The following is a 25,366-nucleotide window of genomic DNA, read 5'->3' on the forward strand; positions in this document are numbered from 1 at the left end:
CGTCCCGGGCGTCTCAGGCCCCGTCCCGGCCGTCTCAGGCTCTCTGGGCCTTTCTCGGGCTCTCTCACGCGCTCTCAGACGGGATACGGCGGGAACCGTACGGTGAGCTCGCGCACGTCCTCACGGGCCCGCGCCGCGTCGAGCTCCCCGCGCAGCACCTTGCCGAAGAGTACGGCGATCCGCTGCATCTCCTCCTGTCCCATGCCCTGCGTGGTCACCGCGGCGGTCCCCAGGCGCAGCCCGCGGGCATCGCCGTGCGGCAGCGCGCAGCAGTCCAGCACCATCCCGGCGGCGGCCAGCCGGCCGCGCGCGGCGCGCCCGTCGACGCCGAGGGGCGCCGGGTCGGCGGTGATCAGATGGGTGTCGGTGCCGCCGGTGGTGATGTTCAGCCCCTCCACGGCCAGGTGCGCCGCCAGCACGCGCGCGTTGACGACCACCTGGTGGGCGTAGGCGGCGAAGGCGGGGCCGGCCGCCTCGGCGAACGCCACGGCCTTCGCGGCGATCGTGTGCATCTGGGCGCCGCCCTGGGTGAAGGGGAACACCGCCCGGTCGACGCGTTCGGCCAGCTCGCTCCCGCACAGGATCATCCCGCCGCGCGGCCCGCGCAGCACCTTGTGGGTGGTGGCGCACACCACGTCGGCGTACGGGACGGGGCTGGGCGCCGCTCGCCCGGCGACCAGTCCTATCGGGTGCGCGGCGTCCGCGATCAGGTAGGCGCCCACCTCGTCGGCGACCGAACGGAAGAAGGCGTAGTCGATGTGGCGCGGGTAGGCGATCGACCCGCACACGATCGCCTTGGGCCGGTGCGTACGGGCCAGGGTGCGGACCTGGTCGTGGTCGATGAGCCCGGTCTCGGCGTCGACGCCGTAGCCGACGAAGTCGAACCAGCGCCCCGAGAAGTTCGCGGGCGAGCCGTGGGTGAGGTGACCGCCGTAGGGCAGCCCGAGGGCGAGGACGGTGTCCCCGGGCCGCAGCAGGGCCGCGTAGGCGGCGAGCACGGCGGACGACCCGGAGTGCGACTGCACGTTGGCGTGGTCGGCGCCGAACAGGGTCCTGGCGCGCTCCACGGCGAGCCGTTCGGCCATGTCGACGATCTCGCAGCCGCCGTGGTGCCGGGCGGCCGGGTACCCCTCGGCGTACTTGTTCGCCAGCGGCGAGCCGAGCGCGGCCAGCACCGCGGGCGAGGTGAAGTTCTCCGCGGCGATCAGTTGCAGGGTGGTCGTCTGCCGTTCCAGCTCCCCCAGCAGGATGTCGGCCACTGCGGGGTCCTGCCGCCGCAGGACATCGGCCTCGAGGGCAGGGATGACCGACATGGTGGTCTCCGGACGGTCGACGGTGACGTACGTCCAATGTAGGCCCGCCCCGACCCCCGCGCGCGACCGTTACCCCTCCCGGCCCACCACCCACCCCACACACCCTCCCTACGGCCCACAGGGACACCCTCGGCAGGACCCGTGGACCCCGAGGGCCTCAGGCCCGGGCGGGCACCCCGGTCAGGGCCGTGACGACCGGGTCCCGACCCCGACGCGCCCCTCGCAACGCCCCGCCCTCGCCGGCCCACCGGCTTCGAGCCGCCGCGGCGAACTCCGTCCACCCGCGAACAGACCGAGCCCCGGCAAAGACCGTCAGGACACACCCCCACCAACGCACGCTCGGACCCCGACAGCACCAGACCCGCGCCGGAAGCCCGCCCGCCCTCAAGCCCGCGCCGGCACCCCCGTCAGGGCTGTGACGACCGGGTCCAGGGCCTCGTGTATCTCGTCGCCGATGGAGCGGAAGAAGGGCAGGGGGGCGCCGTAGGGGTCGTAGACCTCGTCGGCCTCGACGCTGGGGGCCAGGAGCCACCCGCGTAGAGCGGCGGCGGCGCGGACCAGGGCCCGTGCGCGTTCCACCACGCCGTCCTCCAGGGGAGGCAGCGTGGCCAGGTCTATCGCCTTCACCAGGCGGGTGAACTCCTTGAGCGTGAAGGTGCGCAGGCCGGCCGAGTGCCCCATGGAGATGACCTGGGCGCGGTGGTCGCGGGTCGCGGTCAGGACCAGGTCGGCCCTGATCACGTGCTCGTCCAGCAGTTCGCGGCCCACGAAGCCGGAGGCGTCCGCGCCGAAGTCCGCGAGGACCGTCTCGGCGTTGCTCTCCATGGGCGCGCCCTCGTGGCCCCAGGTGCCCGCGCTCTCCACGATGAGCCCGCCGCCGGCCGGGTCGCCGAGCCGGTCCGCCAGGAAATGGCGGGTCAGCCGCTCGGTGATGGGCGAGCGGCATACGTTGCCGGTGCTGACGTGGAGGATGCGGAAGGTGTCGCGGGGCGGGCCGGGCTGCGCCGGGATCCCCGTCTCGTACTCCTCGCCTATGCCACGCCCCGCTTCAGGGGCCGTCAATTCGCCACCTCGAGGTCGGGTACGACCTTCCGCAGCTCCTCCGGCGACAGGGCGCCCTCACGGAGCAGTACGGGCACCTCGCGGGTGACGTCGACGATGGAGGACGGGACGTTGCCGGGAGTGGGGCCGCCGTCGAGGTAGACGGAGACGGAGTCGCCGAGCATCTCCTGCGCGGCGTCGCAGTTCTCCGGCGCGGGGTGGCCGGTGAGGTTCGCCGAGGACACGGCCATCGGGCCGACCTCGGTGAGCAGTTCGATCGCGACGGGGTGCAGGGGCATCCGGACGGCGACCGTGCCGCGGGTGTCGCCCAGGTCCCACTGCAACGACGGCTGGTGCTTGGCGATCAGCGTCAGCGCGCCCGGCCAGAACGCGTCGACCAGCTCCCAGGCCATCTCGGAGAAGTTCGTGACCAGCCCGTGCAGCGTGTTCGGGGAGCCGATGAGGACGGGCGTGGGCATGGTGCGGCCCCGGCCCTTGGCGGCGAGCAGGTCGGCCACGGCCTCGGAGGAGAACGCGTCGGCACCGATGCCGTACACGGTGTCGGTCGGCAGCACCACGAGTTCGCCCCGGCGGACGGCGGACGCGGCCTCGCGCAGACCCGTCACGCGGTCGGTCGCGTCGTTGGTGTCGTATCGCCGTGCCATTGTCAGCGGGCCTCCTCGTACACGTACTGCTGGCTTGAAGTCCTGGTGGGCGCGGTCACGGCAGCGCCTTGCGTGCGGTGGCGAACCGCGGCCGGTTGTTGAGGTCGGGATGGTCGGCCGCGTCCGCCCAGCCCCGCTCCTCGGTGAAGATCCACGGCACCTGGCCGCCCTGGGTGTCGGCGTGCTCGATCACGACGACCCCGCCGGGCCGCAGCAGCCGGTGCGCGGTGCGTTCGATGCCGCGGATCAGCTCCAGGCCGTCCTCACCCGAGAACAGCGCCAGTTCGGGGTCGTAGTCGCGCGCCTCCGGCGCCACGTACTCCCATTCGGTCAGCGGGATGTACGGCGGGTTGGAGATGACGAGGTCGACCTGGCCGTCGAGGTCCGGGAAGGCGGTCAGGGCGTCACCCTGACGCAGGTCGACCCGGGACCCCTCCATGTTCTTGCGGGTCCACGTCAGCGCCTCCTCGCTCAGCTCCACGGCGTGCACGCGCGAGCGCGGCACCTCCTGGGCGAGAGCGAGCGCGATCGCGCCCGAGCCGGTGCACAGGTCGACGATGCACGGCTCCACCACGTCCATGGCACGCACGGCGTCTATCGCCCAGCCCACCACCGACTCGGTCTCGGGCCGCGGCACGAACACGCCGGGCCCGACCTGGAGCTCCAGGTACCGGAAGTAGGCCCGCCCGGTGATGTGCTGCAGCGGCTCGCGCTGCTCGCGCCGGGCGACGACCTCCCAGTACCGGGCGTCGAAGTCGGCGTCCGGCACGGAGTGCAACTGGCTGCGCTTGACGCCGTGCACGAACGCGGCGAGTTCCTCGGCGTCGTTGCGCGGCGAGGGCACGCCCGCGTCGGCCAGCCGCTGGGTGGCCTGCGCCACCTCCGCGAGCAGCACGCTGCGGGGGCTTGGGGGTCGCCCCCCAAATTCTTGCTGCACGCTGGTCCTCCGTGCTTGGTACTCGTCCGTACGTCCCCTGCGTTCGGTCCGTACGTGCCTTGCGGGCCTTCCCGGTGCTCAGGCCGCCGCGAGCTTGGCGGCCGAGTCCGCGTCGACGCAGGCCTGGATCACCGCGGCGAGGTCGCCGTCCAGCACCTGGTCCAGGTTGTACGCCTTGAAGCCGACCCGGTGGTCCGAGATGCGGTTCTCCGGGTAGTTGTAGGTACGGATCTTCTCGGAGCGGTCGACGGTGCGGACCTGGCTGCGGCGGGCGTCGGCGGCCTCCTTCTCCGCCTCCTCCTGCGCCATGGCGAGGAGCCTGGAGCGCAGGATACGCATCGCCTGCTCCTTGTTCTGCAGCTGGCTCTTCTCGTTCTGGCAGGAGGCGACGACTCCGGTGGGCAGGTGCGTGATGCGCACCGCGGAGTCGGTGGTGTTCACGGACTGGCCGCCCGGCCCGGAGGACCGGTAGACGTCGATGCGCAGGTCGTTGGGGTTGATCTCGACGTCGACCTCCTCGGCCTCCGGCGTGACCAGCACACCGGCCGCGGAGGTGTGGATACGGCCCTGGGACTCGGTGGCCGGCACGCGCTGCACGCGGTGCACGCCGCCCTCGTACTTCAGCCGCGCCCACACGCCCTGGCCGGGCTCGATCTGCCCGCGGGCCTTCACCGCGACCTGGACGTCCTTGTAGCCGCCCAGCTCGGACTCGGTGGCGTCGATGATCTCGGTCTTCCAGCCGACGCGCTCGGCGTAGCGCAGGTACATCCGCAGCAGGTCACCGGCGAACAGCGCCGACTCGTCCCCGCCGGCACCCGCCTTGATCTCCAGGATGACGTCCTTGTCGTCGCTGGGGTCGCGCGGGATGAGCAGGAGGCGCAGCTTCTCGGTCAGCTCCTCGCGCCGCTGGTCCAGCTCCTTGGCCTCGGCGGCGAAGTCGGGGTCGTCGGCGGCCAGTTCGCGCGCGGTCTCGATGTCGTCGCCCGTCTGCTTCCAGGAGCGGTACGTGGCGACGATCGGGGTGAGCTCGGCGTACCGCTTGTTGAGCTTGCGCGCGTTTGCCTGGTCGGCGTGGACCGACGGGTCGGCGAGCTTCTTCTCCAGGTCGGCGTGCTCGGCGACGAGCTCCTCGACGGCCTCGAACATCTTTCGGCTCCTGATACTGCGGGGGGGTGGGGAAGGGCGGGCGACCAAAAACGCCGGTCCCGGCGCACCCCCGCCAGGGGGCACGGCCGTGGACCGGCGAAAAGGGGCTCGCTACTTCTTGGAGCCGGCGGCAGCCTTGCCGAAGCGGGCCTCGAAGCGGGCCACACGGCCACCGGTGTCGAGGATCTTCTGCTTGCCCGTGTAGAACGGGTGGCACTCGGAGCAGACCTCGGCCCGGATGGTGCCGGACTCGATGGTGCTGCGGGTGGTGAACGACGCGCCGCAGGTGCAGCTGACCTGCGTCTCGACGTACGCGGGGTGGATGTCGCGCTTCAAGGTGTCTCCTAGGTTTCGGGAGGGCGCCGGGTCGCCGCCGCGGGGTGCGGGAGCGTGAACCGGAGCCGACGTACCAGTCTGCCAGGACTGGCGCCTTCTTCCCAAACCGGGGGGTGCGGTCGTTTGTTCCCGGCGGGGGCACCCCACCAGGCACCCGGTGGGGTGCCTGATGGGGTGCCTGGTGGCTCCGGGCCCCTCAGCCGCTCACGACGCCCTTTGCCTTGCCGGTGGCCGTTCCCCGGGTCGCGCCCGCCGGGATCGGCCGGTCGTTCTTCAGGGCGTCCCAGACCTGCTGCGCCTTGGACTTCTCGATGATCACGCGGTTGGGATTCGCGGGGTCGTACTGGACCGGCATGGTGACCATGTTCATGTGGGAGGCGCTGATGCCCTTCAGGCCGTCGGCGAAGGAGATCAGGGAGTTCACCGAGCCGAGGTCGGAGTCGGTGGTGACGGCCCTGGTCGCGGTGTCGGCGAGGTCGTACAGCTTCTTGGGGTTGGTGAACAGGCCGACGTGCTTGACCTGGTCGACCAGGGCCTTGACGAAGGCCTGCTGGAGCTGGATGCGGCCCAGGTCGGAGCCGTCGCCGACGCCGTGCCGGGTGCGGACCAGGCCGAGGGCCTGCTGCCCGGTGAGCGTGTGCGTGCCCGTGTCGAGGTTCAGGTGGCTGTCGGGGTCGTGGATGGTCTTCGTCGTGGTGACCTGGACGCCGCCGAGCTCGTCGATGAGCTTCTGGAAGCCGCTGAAGTCGACCTCCAGGTAGTGGTCCATCCGGACACCGGTGAGCGACTCGACGGTCTTGACGGCGCAGGCGGCGCCGCCGGTGGAGTACGCCTCGTTGAACATCACGCCGTGTGCGGCCGGGTGCGTGCCGCCCTTCGCGTCGGTGCACTCGGGGCGGTCCACGAGGGTGTCGCGCGGAACGGAGACCACGGCGGCCTTCTTGTGGCCCGCGTACACGTGCACGATCATCGCCGTGTCGGAGCGGGCGCTGCCGTCGTCGGTGCCGCCGCCCAGCTTCCTGTTGCCGCCGCTGCGCGTGTCGGAGCCCAGGACCAGGATGTTCTCGGAGCCGCCCGCGGCCTTGCCGGGGCGGTCGGTGCCGAGGGCCTGGTTGATGTCGACCGTCTTGAGGTTGCCGTTGAGCTTGAAGTAGAGGTAGCCGGCACCGGTGCCGCCGAGCACGACGATCCCCGCGGTGGTCCAGGCCGTGGCCGAAAGCGCCCTGCGCCGCGTGGTGGGCGGCTTGCGGCGGCCCTTGGCTGCCCGGCGGCGGGGGGTCTCGCTGTTCTTCCCGGGTATCCCCGGGCCCGGCGTGCTCTCGGCGGACATGCGCTCCTCGGCTCTCGTATCCGGTCGGTTACCCCCTGTTTTCAGGGTCAGGCCCCGGTCTGTCCTGGCTCGTGCCGTCCTCGGTGAGAAGGACCGGTACGCACCATCGTCGCTCGTACGGTCAGACGGGGGAACTCGGGCAAGGGTTGCACAGCACCCTGTACGGATCGCGCCCGGTACCTGTGGCGAACCTCTCGCCGGTCCGGGGGACGCCGAAGGGCCGCCCCCCGTCACGGGAGCGGCCCTGGGCACAGCCGCGGCGGTGCCGGCGGGATCAGCCGAAGAGGTCGAAGGCCCCCCAGCCGACGCCGACCTGGACCCTGCTCCTGAACGTCGCCGTACCGGTGCCGTAGCCCTTGTACAGCCACATCACGCCGGAGCCGTCCCGCGCGAGCAGGTCGGGCCTGCCGTCGCCGGTGTAGTCACCGGCGGTGTCGAAGGCGTTGTAGATGTTCCAGCCGGGACCGACCTTGATCCGGGTGCCGAGCGCCGGCGAGGCCTTGCCGGTGCCCGGGTACAGCCACAGCACGCCGGAGCCGTCCCGCGCCAGCAGGTCGGGCCTGCCGTCGTTGTTGTAGTCGCCCTTGCCGGTGACGGTGTACGACGACCAGCCGGGGCCGATCCGGACCCGGGTGCCGAACAGCCCGTTGCCCCTGCCCGGGTAGAGCCACAGGTAGCCGTCCTTGTCCTTGGCGACCAGGTCGGGCAGGCCGTCGCCGGAGAGGTCACCCGGGACCCGGATGTCCTTCATGACGTTCCAGCCGGGGCCGATACGGATCGACTGGTAGCTGTCGCTCCCGTTGAACGCGTAGTCGTACAGGACGCCGTCCGGTGTGCGGTACAGGTAGTCCTGGTAGAAGTCGCGGTTCAGGTCGGCCTGGCGCACCAGGCTCAGGCCGCTCCAGTCGCCGATCGAGTACCGGTTGCCCAGGTAGGGCCACTTGTCCCCGAGCGAGTAGTACTCGTAGGCCCCGCCCCCGGACGAGCGCCGGGCGAACAGGTCCGCCAGGCCGTCGAAGTCGAGGTCGGCGTCGTCGATGCGCGCGTTGACCGCGCCGACGTAGGAGCGGGTCTTGGCGTAGACGCTGTAGGCGCCCGTCTCGACGCAGTCCTGGACGCCCCACGACACGACACCGGCGATCCGGCCACCCACCACGAGCGGGCCGCCGGAGTCCCCGTTGCACGGGGAGACCGTACCGGCGTCCTGGCCGGTGGCCGGGTTGCCGGCGCAGGTCATCTGACCGGGCACGAAGTCGGAGCCGTAGTACGCGGTGCAGGCGGAGTCCGACCGCATCGGCACGGTCGCCTTCTTCAGCGTCAGCGACAGGTCGTCGCTGGTGGAGCTGGTGCGCCCCCAGCCGTACACCGTCGCCGGGGTGCCGTTGGCGTACGAGGTGGTGTCGGAGCTCGGCGTCAGCTGGAGCGTCTTGTACGGCAGAGCCTCGGTCAGCGTCAGCACCGCGAGGTCACCGCCCGCGGTGGTGGCCGGCTTGTAGGTGGGGTTGACCCACTGGCGCCACACGCCGGCGACCCGGCCGCCGTGCAGGTCGTCGCCGTCCGGCAGTCGGCTGGTGCCGGCGAGGACGGCGCCGTTCTCCGCCCAGTCCAGGCCGTACACGCAGTGGGCGGCGGTCAGGACCTTCGTCGGGGCGACCAGGGTGCCGCCGCAGAAGTAGCCCTCGCCGGTGGTGGCGTCGTAGTAGTGCAGCTGCACCATCCACGGCGCCTCGGAGAGGGACGCTTCCGTACCGCCGATGATCTTCGGGTCGACGGTGCCGGACGAGGCCGTGGGACTCGCGCCGGCCGTCGCCTCCCCGGTGGGAGCGGCGGCCGCGCCGTCCTTCAGCGCGGTCTCGGAACCCTTGATCCGCGCCAGCAGCTCGGTCAGGGAGGCGCTGGGCCTCTCGGTGACGGCCGGTCCGGGCGGGAGGGGGGTCGTGCCGGACGCCTGGGCGGGAGCGGCCGCGAGGACCGCGCCTCCCAGGGCGAGTGCCGCGGCGGCCGCGGGAAGACCCCGTCTGGGTCTTCGGGAAGTACGGGAAGTACGGGAACTGGGTGCCACTCGGTTCTCCTGTCACCGTGGATCGCTCGCGGGAGAGAAGAACCCGGCGGACGCGGAGCCGTCGAAGGCAGCACGGACCGTCCCCCATGGGCGTATGAGAAAATACGTTCCCCCCCACTTCGGTGCGCCGAGGCTACAGAGCAAAAGTGAAGCCGCCCCGTCACTCAGGTGACGGGGCGGCTTCGGAGCAGCGTCGCAGAAGGACGGCCGTGGCTCAGTCGCCGTTGCCGGGGGCCGGGGTCGTCTTCTGGATCTGCATCAGGAACTCGACGTTCGACTTGGTCTGCTTCATCTTGTCGAGCAGCAGCTCGATCGCCTGCTGCTGGTCGAGCGCGTGCAGCACCCGGCGCAGCTTCCAGACGACGGACAGCTCCTCGTTGCCGAGCAGGATCTCTTCCTTACGGGTACCGGACGCGTCCACGTCCACCGCCGGGAAGATGCGCTTGTCGGCGAGCTTCCGGTCGAGCTTGAGCTCCATGTTGCCGGTGCCCTTGAACTCCTCGAAGATCACCTCGTCCATGCGGGACCCGGTGTCCACCAGCGCGGTGGCGAGGATGGTCAGCGAGCCGCCGTCCTCGATGTTGCGGGCCGCACCGAAGAAGCGCTTCGGCGGGTACAGGGCCGTGGAGTCGACACCACCGGACAGGATGCGGCCGGAGGCCGGGGCGGCCAGGTTGTAGGCACGGCCCAGACGGGTGATCGAGTCCAGCAGGACGACCACGTCGTGACCCAGCTCGACGAGGCGCTTGGCGCGCTCGATGGCCAGCTCGGCGACCGTGGTGTGGTCCTCGGCCGGGCGGTCGAAGGTCGAGGAGATGACCTCGCCCTTGACCGACCGCTGCATGTCGGTGACCTCTTCCGGACGCTCGTCGACGAGGACGACCATCAGGTGGCACTCGGGGTTGTTGTGGGTGATCGCGTTGGCGACCGCCTGCATGATCATGGTCTTGCCGGTCTTCGGCGGGGCCACGATCAGACCACGCTGCCCCTTGCCGATCGGCGACACCAGGTCGATGATGCGGGTGGTCAGCACGCCCGGGTCGGTCTCCAGGCGGAGGCGGTCCTGCGGGTAGAGCGGGGTCAGCTTGTTGAACTCCGGGCGGCCGCGGCCGTGTTCGGGCGCCATGCCGTTGACGGAGTCCAGGCGGACCAGCGCGTTGAACTTCTCGCGGCGCTCGCCCTCCTTCGGCTGGCGCACGGCACCGGTGATGTGGTCGCCCTTGCGCAGGCCGTTCTTGCGGACCTGGGCGAGGGAGACGTACACGTCGTTCGGGCCGGGCAGGTAGCCGGACGTACGGATGAACGCGTAGTTGTCGAGGATGTCCAGGATGCCCGCGACCGGGATCAGGACGTCGTCCTCGGCGATCTGCGGCTCGGAGACGTCCTCGCGGCCGCGGCGGCCACGGCGGTCGCGGTAGCGGCCGCGACGGCCCCGGCGGCCGCCCTCGAAGTCGTCGTCGTCCTGCTGACGGTCCTGGCGTCCGCCGCCCTGCTGCTGACCCTGCTGCTGACCGCGCTGCTGGCCCTGCTGCTCGTCGCCCTTGCCGCGGCGGTCGCGGTCACGGTCACGGTCACGATCGCGGTCGCGGTCACGGCCGCGCTCACGGCGGTCCCGGCGGCGGCCCTCGCCGCCCTCACCGGCGTCGCCCTTGGCCTCGCCCTGCTGAGCCTGCTGCGGCTGCGCGGGGGTCTCTGCCTTCGGCTCGCTCTTGGCCTCGGCGGCGACGGTCTCGGCGCTGCCCGCCGGGCTGCCCGCCTCGGCGGTGGCACGGCGCCGGCGGCGCTCCACGGGAGCGTCCTCTCCCCCACGCTCGCCTTCGCCCCCGCGGGCGGTGCCCCCAGCCGGCTGGCCGGGGATCTCGATCTGCTGCTGGGCCACGGCCTTCTCGGCGGGGGCCTCGGCCGCCTTCTTCTCCGCGGCGGGGGCCTCCTCACCCGTTCGGGCCCGGGAGGTGGTGCGGCGCTTCGGCTTGGTCTCGGCGGCGTCGGCCTTCGCGGGAGCAGCGCCCCCTGCCGCCTGCGCCTCCTTGATGACCTCGATCAGCTGGCTCTTGCGCATGCGCGCGGTGCCCCTGATACCGAGGCCGGAGGCGACCTGCTGCAGCTCGGCCAGCACCATGCCCTCGAGGCCGGTACCGCGGCGCCGCCGGGAGCCCGCACCGGTGGCAGGCGCGGAGGCGTCCGTGGCGGGCGCGGCAGCGGTCTCCTCGACACGTGCGCCCATCAGATCGGTGGTGTCGCTCACGAAGGGTCCTTCCCTGGAGCGGACGTCGGCCTGTCTGGCTCGGCGACCGGTTGTGCTGTCCGGCTACGGCCCTTGCTGTGTGGACCGTGCCGGGGCGGTGGTCCGCCAAAGCGGCGGAAGAGATATCTGGTGATTGGCGCTTCCCCGAGCCGTGGCACCGAGTGTCACTGTGTCACGTGGTGGTCGCACCGATTCCGGAGCGTGCCCTGTGAACCGCTCAGCGTCCGCGTACGACGTACTGCCCAGATACGGCGTTCGGAACGCAGAGTGCCTTGGGGAGCTCCCGGAAGAATGTTGGTCCCGGACGGGGACGCGAAGCACCTCGCCATGGTGGGGTCGGGTGCAGACTTGAGGTTAACACTACCGGATCCAACAAACATTCCCCCTCTCACAATCCGGCAATCGCGTGTCAGCCCGACAGCGGCAGCACGCTCGCTCCCTGCTTGTCCAGGCTGAGCCGGTTCGCCGCCCATTCGGCACCGGCCAGTTGTTCCACCTTGTCGGCGGTGTCCGCGTCGGCCAGGGCCATCACCGTGGGCCCGGCACCGGAGATGACCGCGGGGACGCCGTCGGCGCGCAGCCGCTCCACCAGCGCGGCGCTCTCCGGCATGGCCGGAGCGCGGTACTCCTGGTGGAGGCGGTCCTCGGTGGCGGGCAGCAGCAGCTCGGGGCGCCGGGTGAGGGCCTCGACGAGCAGCGCGGCACGGCCCGCGTTGACGGCCGCGTCGACGTGCGGCACGGTACGCGGGAGCAGTCCCCGCGCGGTTTCGGTCAGCACCGGCTTTCCGGGCACGAAAACCACCGGAACGATGGAATCGCAGGGCTCCATCCTGATCGCCCTGGCGGCGCCGGCCTCCATCCAGGACAGGGTGAAACCGCCGAGCAGACAGGCCGCCACGTTGTCCGGGTGGCCCTCGATCTCGGTGGCCAGCTCCAGCAGCGCGGTGTCGTCGAGCCTGGCCTCGCCGCCTATGGTCACGGCGCGGGCGGCGACGATGCCGGCGCAGATGGCGGCGGAGGACGAGCCGAGGCCGCGGCCGTGCGGGATGCGGTTCGCGCAGACGATCTCCAGGCCGCGCGGCTGCCCGCCGAGGACGTCGAAGGCGGTGCGCAGGGAGCGCACGAGCAGGTGTTTCTCGTCACGCGGCAGCGTCTCGCTGCCCTCGCCCGCGATGTCGATGTGCAGCCCGGAGTCGGCCACCCTGACGACGACGTCGTCGTAGAGCCCCAGCGCGAGGCCGAGGGCGTCGAAGCCCGGGCCGAGGTTGGCGCTGGTGGCGGGGACGCGCACCCGGACGGCGGCGGCGCGGAACGCTGGACCGGCCATCGCTCGTTGACTCTCCTTGAGCTGCGTGATGGTCGAGTGGCATTCGACCGACATTCGACACGTACGTGAGGACCCTCGGGCCGTGGAGACGGCGCGGCACCGCGCCATGCGAGGCATATGCGGCGGGCGGGTTACCTACAGCCTATCGAAGGAAGGTTCTGTGGCGACATAGGGCGCACAGGAGGCGCACGATGCGTGTCGTAAGCCCCTTGTGCACCCTCAGCGGGGTTCCTCGGGTTCCTCGGGTGAGGACGCCTGCGGGTGCCGCGGGGTTGCGCGGGCCGGCGGGGCGTGGCGCGGCGACGCGTGCGGCGGGGTTGTGGCGGTCTGCGCGCCGGGTGGTGGGTGTACGCCGCCGTGGGCGGTTTCTCGCCGTGCGAGCCGGGCGGGGTCCGCGGGCGTGAGCGAGCGAGGGCGGGCGTGAGCGAGCGGGGGCGGGCGTGACCGGTGGAGCCGGTGGAACCGGCGGTGGATGGCACGGGGTGCCCGGTCAACCTCTGCCGCCGAACGGGCGGCGGGCGGGCGGCGGGCGCCCCGTACCGGGCCCCGCCCTGTTCCGTCCGCCGCCGGGTCAGGCGAGGCCGAGCCGCTCCGCGGCCGTGGCCGCGTCGACCGGGACGGTGACCGGCTGCGGGGCGCCCGCGACGGCCCAGTCGGGGTCCTTGAGGCCGTTGCCGGTGACGGTGCAGACGATCCGCTGCCCGGGGTCCACCTTGCCCTGCTCGGCGGCCTTCAGCAGACCGGCGACGGACGCGGCGGACGCCGGCTCGACGAAGACGCCCTCCTGCGCCGCCAACAGGCGGTAGGCGCGCAGGATCTCACGGTCCGTTACCTCGTCGATGACACCGCCGGACTCGTCGCGCGCGGCCAGCGCGTACTGCCAGGAGGCGGGGTTGCCGATCCGGATCGCGGTGGCGATGGTCGACGGGTCCTTGACGATCTCGCCGCGCACGATCGGGGCGCTGCCGGAGGCCTGGAAGCCCCACATGCGGGGGGACTTGGTCGAGACGCCGTCGGCGGCGTACTCCTTGTAACCCTTCCAGTAGGCGGTGATGTTGCCCGCGTTGCCGACCGGCAGGACGTGGATGTCGGGCGCGTCACCGAGCATGTCGACGATCTCGAAGGAGGCCGTCTTCTGCCCCTCGATACGCACCGGATTGACCGAATTGACCAGCGCCACGGGGTAGTTGTCGCTGAGCGCGCGGGCGAGGGTCAGACAGTCATCGAAGTTGCCGTCGACCTGGAGGATCTTGGCACCGTGCACGAGTGCCTGGCCCATCTTGCCGAGGGCGATCTTGCCCTGCGGTACGAGCACGGCGGAGACCATCCCGGCCCGTACGGCGTAGGCGGCCGCGCTGGCGGAGGTATTGCCGGTGGAGGCGCAGATGACCGCCTTGGCGCCCTCCTCCTTCGCCTTGCTGATGGCCATGGTCATGCCTCGGTCCTTGAAGGACCCGGTCGGGTTCGCGCCCTCGACCTTGAGGTGGACCTCGCAGCCGGTGCGCTCGGAGAGCACCTGCGCGGGCACGAGGGGCGTACCACCCTCGCGGAGCGTGACGACCGGCGTGCTGTCGGACACCGGCAGCCGGTCCCGGTACTCCTCGATGATTCCGCGCCACTGGTGGGTCATTGCTCGTTACTCTCCTTCAACCCGCATGATGCTGGCGACACCGCGGACGGTGTCGAGCTTGCGCAGCGCCTCGACGGTCCCGGTGAGGGCGGCGTCGGAAGCACGGTGGGTGACGACGACGAGAGAGGCCTCGCCGTCCTTGCCCTGCTGGCGAACAGTGTCGATGGACACGCCGTGCTCAGCGAACACGGTGGCGACCTGGGCGAGGACGCCCGGTTTGTCGGCGACGTCCAGGCTGATGTGGTAGCGCGTGACGACGTCGCCCATGGGCGAGACGGGCAGCGCGGCGTAAGCGGACTCGCCGGGCCCGGTGGCCCCGCTCAGCCGGTTGCGGCAGACGGCGACCAGGTCGCCGAGGACGGCGGAGGCGGTGGGCGAGCCTCCGGCGCCGGGGCCGTAGAACATCAGCTGCCCGGCGGCGTCCGACTCGACGAACACGGCGTTGTACGCGCCGCGTACCGAGGCCAGCGGATGGCTGAGCGGGATCATCGCGGGGTGCACGCGCGCGGTGACGGAGGCGCCGTCGGCCGCCCGCTCGCAGATGGCGAGCAGCTTGATGGTGCAGCCCATCTCCTTGGCGGAGGCGAAGTCGGCGGCGGTGACCTCGGTCATGCCCTCGCGGTAGACGTCGTCGAGCCGTACGCGCGTGTGGAAGGCGATCCCGGCGAGGATGGCGGCCTTGGCGGCGGCGTCGAACCCCTCGACGTCGGCGGTCGGATCGGCTTCGGCATACCCGAGGGCGGTGGCCTCGTCGAGGGCCTCCTGATATCCGGCGCCGGTCGAGTCCATCTTGTCGAGGATGAAGTTGGTCGTCCCGTTGACGATGCCGAGCACCCGGTTGACCTTGTCCCCCGCGAGGGACTCGCGCAGCGGCCGGATCAGCGGGATGGCGCCGGCCACGGCGGCCTCGTAGTACAGATCCTTGCCGTGCTCGTCGGCGGCGGCGTGCAGGGCGGCGCCGTCCTGGGCGAGGAGCGCCTTGTTGGCGGAGACGACGGAGGCGCCGTGCTCGAAGGCGGTGGTGATGAGGGTCCGCGCGGGCTCGATCCCGCCGATGACCTCGACGACGACGTCGAGGTCGCCGCGTTTGACGAGGGCGGTGGCGTCGGTGGTGATGAGGTCCGGGTCGATGCCCTCGCGGACCTTGGAGGGCCGCCGCACGGCCACCCCGGCGAGTTCGACCGGGGCACCGATGCGGGCGGCGAGGTCGTCGGCGTGCGTCGTCATGATGCGCGCCACCTCTGAGCCGACAACCCCACAGCCCAGCAGCGCCACCTTCAGCGGACGCGTACGCATCATCCGACCTCGTTTCCTCATACCGTCTACGGTTGGACCAGTCTCACTCACCGGACCGGAGTTTCTGTCATTTGTCCGGATCCTGAGACATCTATTTCATTTCGGCCGGGCCGGAAGACCGGAGATCTTCCGGCGCTCAAGTGCTTTCCGTGTCACCAGGGATCGCTTTCCGTGCCACCCGAGATCGTCGTCTTCCGCGCCATCCGGGATCGTCTTCCGTGCCACCCCGACCCGGCATCTCACCCGACATCGAGGCGGAGAAGATCCTCCTCCGTCTCCCGGCGGACGATCACCCGGGCCTCGCCGTCGGCGACGGCGACGACCGGCGGGCGCAGCACGTGGTTGTAGTTGCTGGCCATGGACCGGCAGTAGGCGCCGGTGGCGGCCACGGCGACGAGATCGCCGGGAGCGAGGTCGGCCGGCAGGAAGGCGTCCTTGACCACGATGTCCCCGCTCTCACAGTGCTTGCCGACGACACGGACGAGCATCGGCTCGGCGTCGGAGGTGCGGGAGACGAGCGCGACGGTGTACTCGGCGTCGTAGAGCGCGGTGCGGATGTTGTCCGACATGCCGCCGTCGACGGAGACGTACGTACGCAGCCCCTCGAGCGGCTTGATGGTGCCGACCTCGTAGAGCGTGAAGGCCGTCGGACCCACGATGGCGCGCCCGGGCTCGACGGAGATGCGCGGCGTGCGCAGCTTGGCGGCCTCGCACTCGCGCGTGACGATCTCGGTCAGCGCCTTGGCGATCTCGTGCGGCTCACGCGGGTCGTCGTCACTGGTGTACGCGATCCCGAGCCCGCCGCCGAGGTCGATCTCGGGCAGCTCGACACCGTGCTCGTCGCGGACCTCCCTGAGCAGCCCGACGACGCGGTGAGCGGCGACCTCGAAGCCCGACATGTCGAAGATCTGGGACCCGATGTGGCTGTGGATGCCGATCAGCTCGATCCCGTCGAGCCGGAGGGCGCGTCGTACGGCCTCGGCGGCCTGCCCGCCGGCGAGCGGGATGCCGAACTTCTGGTCCTCGTGCGCGGTGGCGATGAACTCGTGCGTGTGCGCCTCGACACCGACGGTGATCCGGATCTGGACCTTCTGCCGCTTCCCGAGCGACTGCGCGATGTGCGCGACCCGGACGATCTCCTGGAAGGAGTCGAGCACGATCCGCCCGACCCCGGCCTCGACGGCACGGTGGATCTCGTCCGTGGACTTGTTGTTGCCGTGGAAGGCGATGCGCTCCGCCGGCATCCCCGCGGAGAGCGCGGTGGCCAGCTCGGTCCCGGAGCAGACGTCGAGATTGAGCCCTTCCTCGTCCAGCCACCGCACGACGGCACGGGACAGGAACGCCTTCCCGGCGTAGAAGACGTCGGCGTCGTGCCCGAAGGCGCCGCGCCAGGCCCGGGCACGGGCGCGGAAGTCGGCCTCGTCGAGGACGTAGGCCGGGGTGCCGAACTCCTCGGCGAGCCGGGTGACGGGAATCCCGCCGACGGTCACGACACCGTCGGCGTCCCGCCCGACGGTCTGTGCCCAGACCTTGGGATCGAGGCTGTTGAGGTCGGCGGGCGGGGCCGAGTAGTGCCCCTCGGGCAGGACATCGGCGTGACGGGGCCCGGCGGGATGTGCGGAACGGCTCATGTCGGTTACGTCTCTCTGGCTCTCTCAGAGGTGGTCGGGTGCGTCGATGCCGAGCAGGGACAGGCCGCCGGCCAGCACCGTCCCGGCGGCTTCGGCGAGGGCGAGCCGGGCACGGTGGGCGGCCGAGGGTTTCTCCTCGCCGAGCGGCAGTACGGCGGGCAGAAGGGGCAGCACGGCATCGGCGACGGTGACGAGGTGCCGGGCGAGACGGTCGGGCGCACGGTGCGCGGCGGCCTGCGCGAGGACGCGGGGGTGATCGCCGAGGGCGGTGAGCAGCGGACGGACGGCCGCGGTGTCCGTGGCAGCCGGCGTCCCGGGCTCAGGGCGGAACCCGAGGTCGGCGGCGTTGCGGCACAGGGCCCGGGTGCGGGCGTGCGCGTACCGGACGCGGAAGAGAGGGTTGCTCTCACGCTGGACGAGGTGCCGGCCGTCGACCTGGACCCGGTCGTGCCCCGCGGGATGCAGCAGGGCCCAACGCCCGGCGTCACGCCCGAGGCCGAGGACCTCGGCGCAGTGGGAAGCGGGAACGGGAACGGGCCGGATGCCCGAGGCACCGGAGGTGCCGGACGCGCGGAAGAGCCCGACACGTACCCCGAGAAGCGAAACCCACTCCGGCGGAGGCGGGCAGCCGCAGCGAATATGAACGTCGTCGTGTCCCTGGGCCTGAAGCAACCGGGCAACGGCATCGGAGACGACGACGGCACGGACATCACAAGGACAGTGCAGCTCGAGGCCCCGCCCGTCCTCTGGCTCGACATGGCGGACATGCCCGTACCGAACACCGGCCCCCAGGATCTCGGCGACGAGACGACCGGAGCCGCCCTCGGAGTCATGGAGGCTGATGTTGAGGAACCCGGGCCCGGTGACGGACACGTCGTCGATACCGTCGCAGGCGACAAGGTGCCGGCGCAGCACCTGGGCGACCCGCTGGGCGGGCTGCCCGGCGGGCCGGGCGAGCTGGAGGGCGACGTTGGTGGCGTAGTCGCCGCACCCCCCGGGCCCCGGCGGCCCGACGACCACCCGCTCAGGAACGCTCACTCGCAGTTCCCCCACGTCCACAGCACGACGCACCGCGTGCAGGACGGTGCGAGAGAGCTCGAGGGGGGTCACGGGACAAGCGTAGGGGAGGAGGGGGGTGGGCAGGCGAACTGGTTTCGCCGGGATATCGGCATGTGGACGCCGGTGCGCCGTACCCGTACGGATCACCGAGGGCGGCAGGGCTCACCCACTGCTGCTGCCGTACCCGGCCCACTCGCCCCCGGAGGACCCACTGCCACCACAGGGCCCACTGGTCCCACTGCTCCCACTGGACCCGACACCGGCCCCTCGCCCCTCGACCAACCGCAGCACGACCCGGACGAGCTCCGACGGCTCGAAGGGCTTGGCGAGGAAGGCGTCGACGCCGACCCCGAGCCCGGCCTCGACCTCGTGCTGCGTACAGGCGCTGACGATGGCGAGGGGAAGGTCACGCGTACGGGGATCGGCACGCAGCTGGGCCGCGGTCGCGAGCCCGTCGAGCCGTGGCATGACGACATCGAGGGTGACGACATCGGGCCGCACCTGGTGCACGACATCCAGACACTCGGCACCGTCGGCCGCGGTCACGACCTCAAGACCCTCGAGCTCGAGATTGACCCTGATCAGCTGCCGGATGACCTTGTTGTCGTCCACAACAAGCACCCGGCCGGAAGCCCCTGGCACAACTCGAGAGTAGGTCCGGACCGGCCACCGCGTCCGGGTTTTCCCCACTTCCACCCCCTCCGGGGGACACAACCCCACGGAGTGGACACCACTCCCCGCCCGGCCCTGCGGAAAACGTTCATGACCACCCCACGAGAGCTGGTAATGTTCTACCCGTCGCCGGGCGCACACACCGCGCCCGACCCGCCCCCGTAGCTCAGGGGATAGAGCAACGGCCTCCGGAGCCGTGTGCGCAGGTTCGAATCCTGCCGGGGGCACCTCGAAGAAGGTGCCAAAAGACCCCGCCACCAGCGAAAACGCTGAGTGCGGGGTCTTCTTGTTTGTGCAGGCGTATGCAGCGCCGAGCGGCCCTATGACGGAGTCTGTGGACTATTCGTGGACAGGATCTTGGAGCGTCTGCCGAGGTCAGCCCCAGCAAATGGCAAGGCCCCCGGACGCGTCCGCACGCAGGGGTCGCGGGCGACACCGCCCGAGCGCTACCGGACACCGGGGACAACGACATGGCCGGCGCGTGCCCAGGACACCGACCCCCTTGCCGCCGGTCCACCGCACGACTGGCCATATGTGAACAAACCGGCCAGGCTTGCCAGTGTTGCCGGTACCAGCGCAGCAGTGGCAGGAGACGAGCGGTGACGCAGCCAGGGTCAGGCGCGGATGGACACCGCGAGGTGGACGGGCCTGACGATCGTGTACCCACGGGCGATCGGCTCTCGGGTGTCCGCCGCGCCTCCCGCACCTCCAGGCCGTCCGGTGCCTTCGGGCGATCCCGGGGCCGTCCGGAAGATCCCCCGCGCGGCAGTGGCCGGCGTCAGCATGCATCGCGCGCCGCCCCGGGCCACCGCTCACAGGCCGGGGGCGAGTCCGCGGGGTCCGTCCGACACAGCAAGCGCCGGGAGGCGTCCTCCTGGCCCTGGCTGTCCCCTCTGCTGACTCCCGCCCGGCCGGCGCCCGGGGTGTACATCTCCGCGGGCGACCAACTCCTCGCGCCCGGCGGCAGCAGGTGGGTCGGCCTGGCGCGCGTCCTGGTGTGGCTGGCGCCGTGGCTGCTCCTCGCGGGTGCCGTGTCCCTCGAGGCGACGGTGCCGGCGCGCTACAGCGGCCTCCTGGCGATCTTCGTGGCGGCACCGCTGATCGCCGCGCCGTTCTACCGGATGCGGTACGTGATGATCGTCAACGCGATCGCGCTGATCGGTGTCGCGGCGCGCAATGCCGAGCGCATGTCGGTCGGCTCCTCCAACGCCATCACCCAGATCAGTACCTCCTTCGCGGTGGCCCTCCTCACCGTGCTCATCAACCGCGTCGTACACCGGGGTTACACCCTGCTCGGCTCCGCGCGCGAGATCGCGTTCGCCGCCCAGCGCGCGGTGCTGCCCGAACCCGCCGAGCGTATCGCTGGGCTGGAGGTGGCGGCGCACTACGAGGCGGCGCAGGCGGGTGCGTTCATCGGCGGTGACCTGTACGCCGTACAGGACACCCGGTGGGGCGTACGGGTCCTGGTCGGCGACGTGAGGGGCAAGGGGATGAGCGCGGTGGCCGCCGTCGCCGTGCTGATCGGCGCCTTCCGGGAGGCCGCCGAGCAGACGTCCTCGCTGGAGACAGTGGCGCAGCGGCTCGACCGCGCACTGGCGAGAGAGGCGGCGATGCGACGTGGCGAGGAGGCCTTCGAGGAGTTCGCCACCGCCGTCTTCGCCGAGATCCCGCACGACGACGGCACCATCCGGATCGTCAACCGCGGTCACCCCTGGCCCCTGATCGCGTACGCGGACGGCGCTCTGCAGGAGGTGGCGACCGAGGAGGGCTCGCTGCCGCTCGGCATGTCCGAACTGGGCGTCTGGCCGCCGCAGTCCCAGACCCTCGCTTTCCCCCAGGGAGCGATCCTGCTCATGTTCACCGACGGGGTCACCGAGGCCCGCGACGCGCAGGGCGTCTTCTTCGACCCCGTGGCGAGCCTGAGCGGGAGGGTGTTCGACGCGCCGGGCAGGCTGTTGAGCGTCGTCGTGGAGGAGGTCCACCGGCACACCGCCGGCGCCGGCGAGGACGACCTCGCGCTGCTGGCGGTGCGCCGGCCGTGAGGTGGGGACTGCCGTTCCGGAGTGCGGGGCGCAGCCCATCGGCGGTTGTCCTGCTTGGCGAGGCGGGCGAGGTGCTCAAGGCGCAGCACGCGGCTGCCAACCTTGCGCAAGATATGCGATAGAGATCCGACTGATGGATGCCACCTGTAGCCATGCGAGTCAGTCAGCGTGTCATGCCCATGCTCTCCGACCGTGCGCGCAGGTTCGAATCCTGCCGGGGGCACCTCGAAGAAGGTGCCGAAAGACCCCGCCACCAGCGGAAACGCTGAGGTCCCAGACGAAGACCTCACCCCGCTCCGGACACACCTCCGACTCACCCACGAAGCCGGACAGGTCGGCCCCGCAGACCTGCATGTGAGCCTCGGGCTGCACCGCCTCGTCACCATCGCGAACGCGTGCCGCGTAGTTCCGGACAGGACCTCCACGATGAGCGCCGACATACTCAATGTGTAGGTCTCGCCTGCAGGAACGGACTACGCCTGCTGCTCTTCGGTTCCGCTGAGAGTGGGCATGCCAGAACCTCCGCACCGACACCCAGCCGTGCAGAGGCTCCAAGGGCAAAAAACAGTCCCCGGTAGTACTGCGCGTGTCCTGAAGCTTCAGTCGTCACTGTCGCCTCGGTATCGCGCCGGCTTGCCGGGGGCCTCAACCACATCCTGTCCAAGTCACTCCGTCGACTAGACGTCCTGATCGACTTTGTGACTCTTTCGGTGTTATGGCCTTACTCACCAGGATGCGCACTAAATGTCATGAGTCAATAGCTTTTCGGTAAATTCCGGAGGGAACTTCCTGCGATCACCTTCGACTGCCAGGTCCGGGGGCCTAAGCCTGACAGCACGTGCGATCACTCGTACTCGCGCAGCAATTCTTCGATCTTGCGGTTTGCGATCTCCTGCCGACCGTCGATAGTCAAGGTCGGCGTAGGGGCTCGGGCTGGAGCAGCCTCGGACGCGGTCCCAGCCCGGCGTGCCAGTCCCGCTCCAGATCACCTTTGTCGAATACGCTGCGAAGACGTCCGACCTGGAGGCCTCGACAACGCGGATGCGCGGGAATGCCGCCCGGTAGCGGCTCTCCACGTATGCCCGGACGGCGCAGCTGCCGGATACGGAAGGGGCGTGGCGTGAGATTCCCGGGCGTGCACCTACGGGAGATCACCGACGACGACCGGGATGCCGTGCGTGCCCTCCGCGTCCGACGTGACCAGAAGCAGTTCGTCGCCTCCGTGTCCCACTCCCTCAAGGAGGCGGCGAAGAAACCGGAGGCCAATCCCTGGTACCGCGCCGTGTACCGCGGCGATGAGCCAGTCGGCTTCGTGATGCTGTCGTGGAAACCGCCGGCCGGTCCTTACAAAGGGCGTCACTTCCTCTGGCGCCTCCTCGTCGACAAGCGGTACCAGGGGCGAGGGATCGGCCGAGAGGCGCTCACGCAGGTCACCACCCTGGTGCGCGCGGACGGCGCCACCGAGCTGCTGACCAGCTACGAGCCCGGCGACGGCGAACCGTGGCCCTTCTATCAGAAGTTCGGGTTCGAGCCCACCGGGGAGATCGACGACGGCGAGATCGTTCTGCGACTCACCTTCCCCGCCCGGTGAGCTGTTTTACGGAAGCGCGGCCAGTTTTGACCTGAGGTGGTCACACGGCGAGAGGCTGGTGGGCACCTGGAAGTCCATGCCCGCCAGCTGCATGTCCGCCCCAAGTGACCTAGAAGGGTTGGGCACGCCTGCGCCTCGCGGTGAAGAGCAGCTGGCCCTTCGAGGTCACCCGATGTCGAGAGAGGCCACCTGCCGGCCGCCGCGACCCAAGAGGCTGCCGCCGCGCTCAGGCCGTACTCAACTGCTTCAGAACCGCCTCTGCCACTCCCCTGGCGCTACCAGGGTTCTGGCCCGTGATCAGCCGCCCGTCCTCGACGACATACGACTCGAAGGGCTTGTCGGCCGTGCTGTAGTCGGCCCCGAGTTCCTTCAGCCTCTCCTGCAGGTTGTAAGGGACGGCGTCTGCTCGGTTCGCCAGTTCCTCTTCGGGCCAGGAGAAGCCCGTGACCCTCTTCCCCTTAACGAGGGGGTCGCCGTTGCTCAGGACGACGTTGAGCAGACCAGTCCCACCGTGGCAGACCGTGGACACAACGCGTCCCGATTCATAGAACCGCGCCATCAGTTCTTCCAACTCAGGGGTCTGCGGAAAATCGAACATCACCCCGTGACCGCCCGTGAGGTAGATCGCGTCGTAGTCGTCGAGATGCACATTGGATATTTTCCTCGTGTCTTCCAGGAGATCCATGAACGCTCGGTCCCGGTACCGCTTGTCGGTGCCGAGTTCCGCGAGAACCTCATGGGAAAGACTCTCGGGATCCAACGGGATCCTGCCGCCCTGAGGACTCGCGATGTCCATGGTGTAACCACCCTCAGCAGCCACATCCCAGAAGTGAGTCAGCTCCCCCAGCCACAGCCCCGTACGCATGCCGACTTTCTCGTACTCACCGACGTTGGTGACGATGACCAGGATCTTCTTCGTCGTTGCCATGATCTCTTCTCTCGCTCCAGTCGAGTGTTCACCTACCGAACGACGCCTTGGCTTGAAGAAAGCCGTGGCATTTGACCTTCGTTCCGCGGTCAGAGCGAGGTTGCTCCCTGAGCCCCGCCTCCTCATTGACTGAAGGGTGGACGTCAGGGAGATCCCGAAAACAACCGTAGACCGATCGATTTGGCACGGCAAAGTCAAGCCCCAGCAACGCCGAAGGCCCCCGGGTTGTCCAGGGGCCCTGTGTCTCATGGCCGGCTCGCTCATTCGTACTCGCGCAACAGCCCTTCGATCTTGCGGTTGGCGATCTCCTGCCGGCCGTCGATGCACTTGGCGTAGCGGGACAGCAGCACCTCAACGCTGTTACCCGCGCGCTCCGCGACCTCTGTCGGGTCTACTCCGGAGTTGAGCCACGTCGACAGTGCCGAATGCCGAAGATCGTACGGCCGGGCGGCAAGTGGCGAGGCGACCGCGGCCGGCGGGAGCGCCAACGCCCGCGCTTCCTGCCAAACGCGGTAGTACGTGGACGAGCCGACCACTCCCCCGCGCTCGTTGGTGAACAGCCGCCCGTCCTCGGCGGTGCCGAACGTGTCGAGGTGCTGCCGGAGGATGGTGACGAGCTGGGGTGGGATCGGCACGAGCCGGACCTCCTCCACCGGCCGGTTCTTGAGACCACGGTCATCATGGGTCTCGCCGGAGTCGGTCCACTGCTTGCCGACACTGGGGCGCGTCCGGTTCAACAGGGCTGTCCCCCAGCCGACTTCGGGCAGCTTCAGGTCCGCACTGGTGAGGCCGACGGCCTCAGCCGGGCGCAGGGCACCGTAGTACATGCAGGCGAACAGGCCGACGAGTCGGCGACCACGAGCGCGGCCGTATCCTCCGACGTACGAGACGGCGGTCAGCAAGGAACGAGCCTGCTCGGGATTGGCGACCACCCGGGGATCGACCTCCCCGGCGGCTTTCGGCTTCTGCCAGCGGATGCCCGTGATCGGGTTCTCTTTGAACTCACCGAGGTCCACCGCGTAGTGCATTGCATTGACGAGTGTCCGTCGCTTGCGCCGTACGGTCTCCGCTGCTGCCGCCGTTCCGTCGAGCTTCAGCTTGAGGGAGTCCAGCACAGACCTACCGATCGCAGGGTCACCGAGGTCAGAGAGAGGGCGCGACGCCTTGGCGACCCAGTGCAACGTGTTCGTCACCTCGGTCGGCAAGTCGCGACCCTCCGGGCCAGGAACGACGAAAGCCCAGTTCCGCAAAGCCCCCCTGAGCTGCTCATCGGACGGCCGCCCCGGACGATCGTCGAGAAGGGCTACCGTCACGGCGGTCAACGATTCGTTGATCCCGTTGCGCGTGTTCGGTGCGGCGTGGGGCCACTTCATCGCCAGGTACTCCAGCGCGAAGGCGTACCAGGTCTTCGACGGTGCCTTTTCAACCAGTGAGTCAGGCAGTCCCGTCGCCGTGTCGAACTCTTCGCCGGCATGGGTGGCGCGGAGCAACTTGGAACGGTAGTGGTCCGCTAACCCTTTGGTACGGAACTGTTCGGAGAACACGTTCCCGGCGACAGTCCACCGGACGTCATAAGACGACTTCTTGGTGTTCCTCTTCCGGACGCCCCACACCTTTACATCGAGAGACTTCACGCCGCCGCCTCCAACTGCCGCAGCCAAGCGGTGAAGTCGCTTCGCCAGACTCGCAGCTCGCCATTGGGAAGCTTGAATGCGGCCGGCCCCTGCCCCAGCTCGCGCCAGCGGTAGAACGTCCGTCGAGAAACGCCGCCCAGCTCGTCCAGGACTTGATGAACAGTCATCAACTCGTCGCGGCGGGTGTCCATGTCGGCTCTCCTTCCGTTCCGAGGGCGGGTTCGAGGGATGCGGCAAGCCAGGCTTCGGCGCGGGACAGGCCGGTACCGGCGAAGACCCAGTGCGCGAGGACGAGCGTGGTTTCGCCGTCCTGCGGGATGGGCGGAGCCGCTTGGGCCCGGCGCCAGTCGGCGCGCGCGTCGCGGAGGGCGCCGAGGGTGGTGGAGTAGCGGCGGGACTTGGTGGAGAAGTGTCCGCGGAAGCCGAGCATGTGGGCCCAGGCCCGCAGACGGAGGTCTGCCAGCTCGGGGCGGGCGCCTAA

Annotated in this window: 21 protein-coding genes and 1 tRNA gene; 3 read left to right on the forward strand and 19 right to left on the reverse strand. The window is 70.2% G+C overall.

Translation table 11 applies throughout. The features are described from left to right. Window positions 1-74: 74 nt before the first annotated feature. The 15 genes from glyA to R2S09_RS34710 form a co-directional block, all read right to left on the reverse strand. The gene (gene glyA / locus R2S09_RS34640; protein WP_306191900.1) at window positions 75-1,313 is read right to left on the reverse strand and encodes a serine hydroxymethyltransferase; all 1,239 of its coding nucleotides are present in this window, start codon (window positions 1,311-1,313) and stop codon (window positions 75-77) included. A 384-nt stretch (window positions 1,314-1,697) separates the two neighbouring features. Next, window positions 1,698-2,375: a protein-tyrosine-phosphatase gene (locus tag R2S09_RS34645; RefSeq protein WP_306191899.1), complete on the reverse strand. Its 678-nt coding sequence runs from the start codon at window positions 2,373-2,375 to the stop codon at window positions 1,698-1,700. Further along, window positions 2,372-3,019 carry an L-threonylcarbamoyladenylate synthase gene (locus R2S09_RS34650; protein WP_306191898.1) on the reverse strand — a complete coding sequence of 216 codons (648 nt, stop codon included), beginning with the start codon at window positions 3,017-3,019 and terminating at the stop codon, window positions 2,372-2,374. Before R2S09_RS34650 ends, R2S09_RS34645 begins: the two co-directional genes overlap by 4 nt. 55 nt (window positions 3,020-3,074) lie before the next feature. Further along, window positions 3,075-3,914 (reverse strand): peptide chain release factor N(5)-glutamine methyltransferase, encoded by an 840-nt coding sequence (gene prmC, locus R2S09_RS34655; RefSeq protein WP_030170243.1) that lies wholly within the window; start codon window positions 3,912-3,914, stop codon window positions 3,075-3,077. A gap of 120 nt (window positions 3,915-4,034) precedes the next feature. Beyond that, window positions 4,035-5,102: a peptide chain release factor 1 gene (gene prfA, locus R2S09_RS34660; protein ID WP_316745314.1), complete on the reverse strand. Its 1,068-nt coding sequence runs from the start codon at window positions 5,100-5,102 to the stop codon at window positions 4,035-4,037. 111 nt (window positions 5,103-5,213) lie between these two features. Further along, window positions 5,214-5,438, reverse strand: coding sequence for a 50S ribosomal protein L31 (rpmE, locus tag R2S09_RS34665; RefSeq protein ID WP_014675000.1), 225 nt, complete (start codon window positions 5,436-5,438; stop codon window positions 5,214-5,216). Window positions 5,439-5,634: 196 nt separating this feature from the next. Then, window positions 5,635-6,768 carry an LCP family protein gene (locus tag R2S09_RS34670; protein WP_316745315.1) on the reverse strand — a complete coding sequence of 378 codons (1,134 nt, stop codon included), beginning with the start codon at window positions 6,766-6,768 and terminating at the stop codon, window positions 5,635-5,637. 274 nt (window positions 6,769-7,042) lie between these two features. After that, a complete protein-coding gene (locus R2S09_RS34675) occupies window positions 7,043-8,830 on the reverse strand; it encodes a trypsin-like serine protease (protein ID WP_316745316.1) in 1,788 nt (595 codons plus the stop codon). A 214-nt stretch (window positions 8,831-9,044) separates the two neighbouring features. Beyond that, a complete protein-coding gene (gene rho, locus R2S09_RS34680; protein ID WP_306191893.1) occupies window positions 9,045-11,075 on the reverse strand; it encodes a transcription termination factor Rho in 2,031 nt (676 codons plus the stop codon). 409 nt (window positions 11,076-11,484) lie between these two features. Next, entirely contained in the window at window positions 11,485-12,402 is a 918-nt protein-coding gene (gene thrB, locus R2S09_RS34685; RefSeq protein ID WP_306191892.1) for a homoserine kinase, read from the reverse strand. Window positions 12,403-12,973: 571 nt separating this feature from the next. Next, the gene (thrC, locus tag R2S09_RS34690) at window positions 12,974-14,032 is read right to left on the reverse strand and encodes a threonine synthase (RefSeq protein WP_316745317.1); all 1,059 of its coding nucleotides are present in this window, start codon (window positions 14,030-14,032) and stop codon (window positions 12,974-12,976) included. 6 nt (window positions 14,033-14,038) lie between these two features. Further along, complete coding sequence (locus R2S09_RS34695) at window positions 14,039-15,331, reverse strand: homoserine dehydrogenase (protein WP_030170264.1); 1,293 nt, start codon at window positions 15,329-15,331, stop codon at window positions 14,039-14,041. 236 nt (window positions 15,332-15,567) lie between these two features. Beyond that, a complete protein-coding gene (lysA, locus tag R2S09_RS34700) occupies window positions 15,568-16,959 on the reverse strand; it encodes a diaminopimelate decarboxylase (RefSeq protein WP_306191890.1) in 1,392 nt (463 codons plus the stop codon). A 24-nt stretch (window positions 16,960-16,983) separates the two neighbouring features. Beyond that, window positions 16,984-18,069, reverse strand: coding sequence for an ArgS-related anticodon-binding protein NrtL (gene nrtL / locus R2S09_RS34705; protein WP_316745318.1), 1,086 nt, complete (start codon window positions 18,067-18,069; stop codon window positions 16,984-16,986). Window positions 18,070-18,180: 111 nt separating this feature from the next. Beyond that, the gene (locus tag R2S09_RS34710) at window positions 18,181-18,714 is read right to left on the reverse strand and encodes a response regulator (protein WP_306191888.1); all 534 of its coding nucleotides are present in this window, start codon (window positions 18,712-18,714) and stop codon (window positions 18,181-18,183) included. Window positions 18,715-18,845: 131 nt separating this feature from the next. On the opposite strand from R2S09_RS34710, the gene R2S09_RS34715 reads away from it, so the two are divergent. The 3 genes from R2S09_RS34715 (at window position 18,846) to R2S09_RS34725 (ending at window position 22,323) form a co-directional block, all read left to right on the forward strand. Continuing rightward, window positions 18,846-18,917, forward strand: a tRNA-Arg gene (locus tag R2S09_RS34715). 696 nt (window positions 18,918-19,613) lie between these two features. Further along, window positions 19,614-20,732: a PP2C family protein-serine/threonine phosphatase gene (locus R2S09_RS34720; protein WP_316745319.1), complete on the forward strand. Its 1,119-nt coding sequence runs from the start codon at window positions 19,614-19,616 to the stop codon at window positions 20,730-20,732. 1,120 nt (window positions 20,733-21,852) lie between these two features. Continuing rightward, window positions 21,853-22,323 carry a GNAT family N-acetyltransferase gene (locus R2S09_RS34725; protein WP_316745320.1) on the forward strand — a complete coding sequence of 157 codons (471 nt, stop codon included), beginning with the start codon at window positions 21,853-21,855 and terminating at the stop codon, window positions 22,321-22,323. A gap of 226 nt (window positions 22,324-22,549) precedes the next feature. Here R2S09_RS34725 and R2S09_RS34730 read toward each other — a convergent pair whose 3' ends face one another. From R2S09_RS34730 to R2S09_RS34745, 4 genes are all read right to left on the reverse strand, one after another. Further along, window positions 22,550-23,251 carry a type 1 glutamine amidotransferase domain-containing protein gene (locus tag R2S09_RS34730; protein ID WP_189904737.1) on the reverse strand — a complete coding sequence of 234 codons (702 nt, stop codon included), beginning with the start codon at window positions 23,249-23,251 and terminating at the stop codon, window positions 22,550-22,552. 260 nt (window positions 23,252-23,511) lie between these two features. After that, window positions 23,512-24,885: a tyrosine-type recombinase/integrase gene (locus tag R2S09_RS34735; RefSeq protein ID WP_316745321.1), complete on the reverse strand. Its 1,374-nt coding sequence runs from the start codon at window positions 24,883-24,885 to the stop codon at window positions 23,512-23,514. Further along, window positions 24,882-25,076, reverse strand: a complete 195-nt coding sequence (locus R2S09_RS34740; RefSeq protein ID WP_316745322.1) for a helix-turn-helix domain-containing protein — start codon at window positions 25,074-25,076, stop codon at window positions 24,882-24,884. The genes R2S09_RS34735 and R2S09_RS34740 overlap by 4 nt, the downstream gene beginning before the upstream one ends. Further along, window positions 25,052-25,366: replication initiator (locus R2S09_RS34745; RefSeq protein ID WP_316745323.1), on the reverse strand; the 315-nt coding region annotated here is incomplete at its 5' end. The genes R2S09_RS34745 and R2S09_RS34740, both read right to left, overlap by 25 nt.

Origin of the sequence: Streptomyces sp. MK7 (assembly GCF_032658145.1) — a bacterium.
GTDB lineage: Bacteria > Actinomycetota > Actinomycetes > Streptomycetales > Streptomycetaceae > Streptomyces > Streptomyces spiralis.

Excerpts from the sequence above, each read along its gene's own strand:
- glyA (WP_306191900.1), bottom strand. The coding sequence starts at position 1,313 with ATGTCGGTCATCCCTGCCCTCGAGGCCGATGTCCTGCGGCGGCAGGAC.
- R2S09_RS34650 (WP_306191898.1), bottom strand. The coding sequence starts at position 3,019 with ATGGCACGGCGATACGACACCAACGACGCGACCGACCGCGTGACGGGT.
- prfA (WP_316745314.1), bottom strand. The coding sequence starts at position 5,102 with ATGTTCGAGGCCGTCGAGGAGCTCGTCGCCGAGCACGCCGACCTGGAG.
- R2S09_RS34670 (WP_316745315.1), bottom strand. The coding sequence starts at position 6,768 with ATGTCCGCCGAGAGCACGCCGGGCCCGGGGATACCCGGGAAGAACAGC.
- thrB (WP_306191892.1), bottom strand. The coding sequence starts at position 12,402 with ATGGCCGGTCCAGCGTTCCGCGCCGCCGCCGTCCGGGTGCGCGTCCCC.
- thrC (WP_316745317.1), bottom strand. The coding sequence starts at position 14,032 with ATGACCCACCAGTGGCGCGGAATCATCGAGGAGTACCGGGACCGGCTG.
- R2S09_RS34695 (WP_030170264.1), bottom strand. The coding sequence starts at position 15,331 with ATGATGCGTACGCGTCCGCTGAAGGTGGCGCTGCTGGGCTGTGGGGTT.
- lysA (WP_306191890.1), bottom strand. The coding sequence starts at position 16,959 with ATGAGCCGTTCCGCACATCCCGCCGGGCCCCGTCACGCCGATGTCCTG.
- R2S09_RS34730 (WP_189904737.1), bottom strand. The coding sequence starts at position 23,251 with ATGGCAACGACGAAGAAGATCCTGGTCATCGTCACCAACGTCGGTGAG.
- R2S09_RS34740 (WP_316745322.1), bottom strand. The coding sequence starts at position 25,076 with ATGGACACCCGCCGCGACGAGTTGATGACTGTTCATCAAGTCCTGGAC.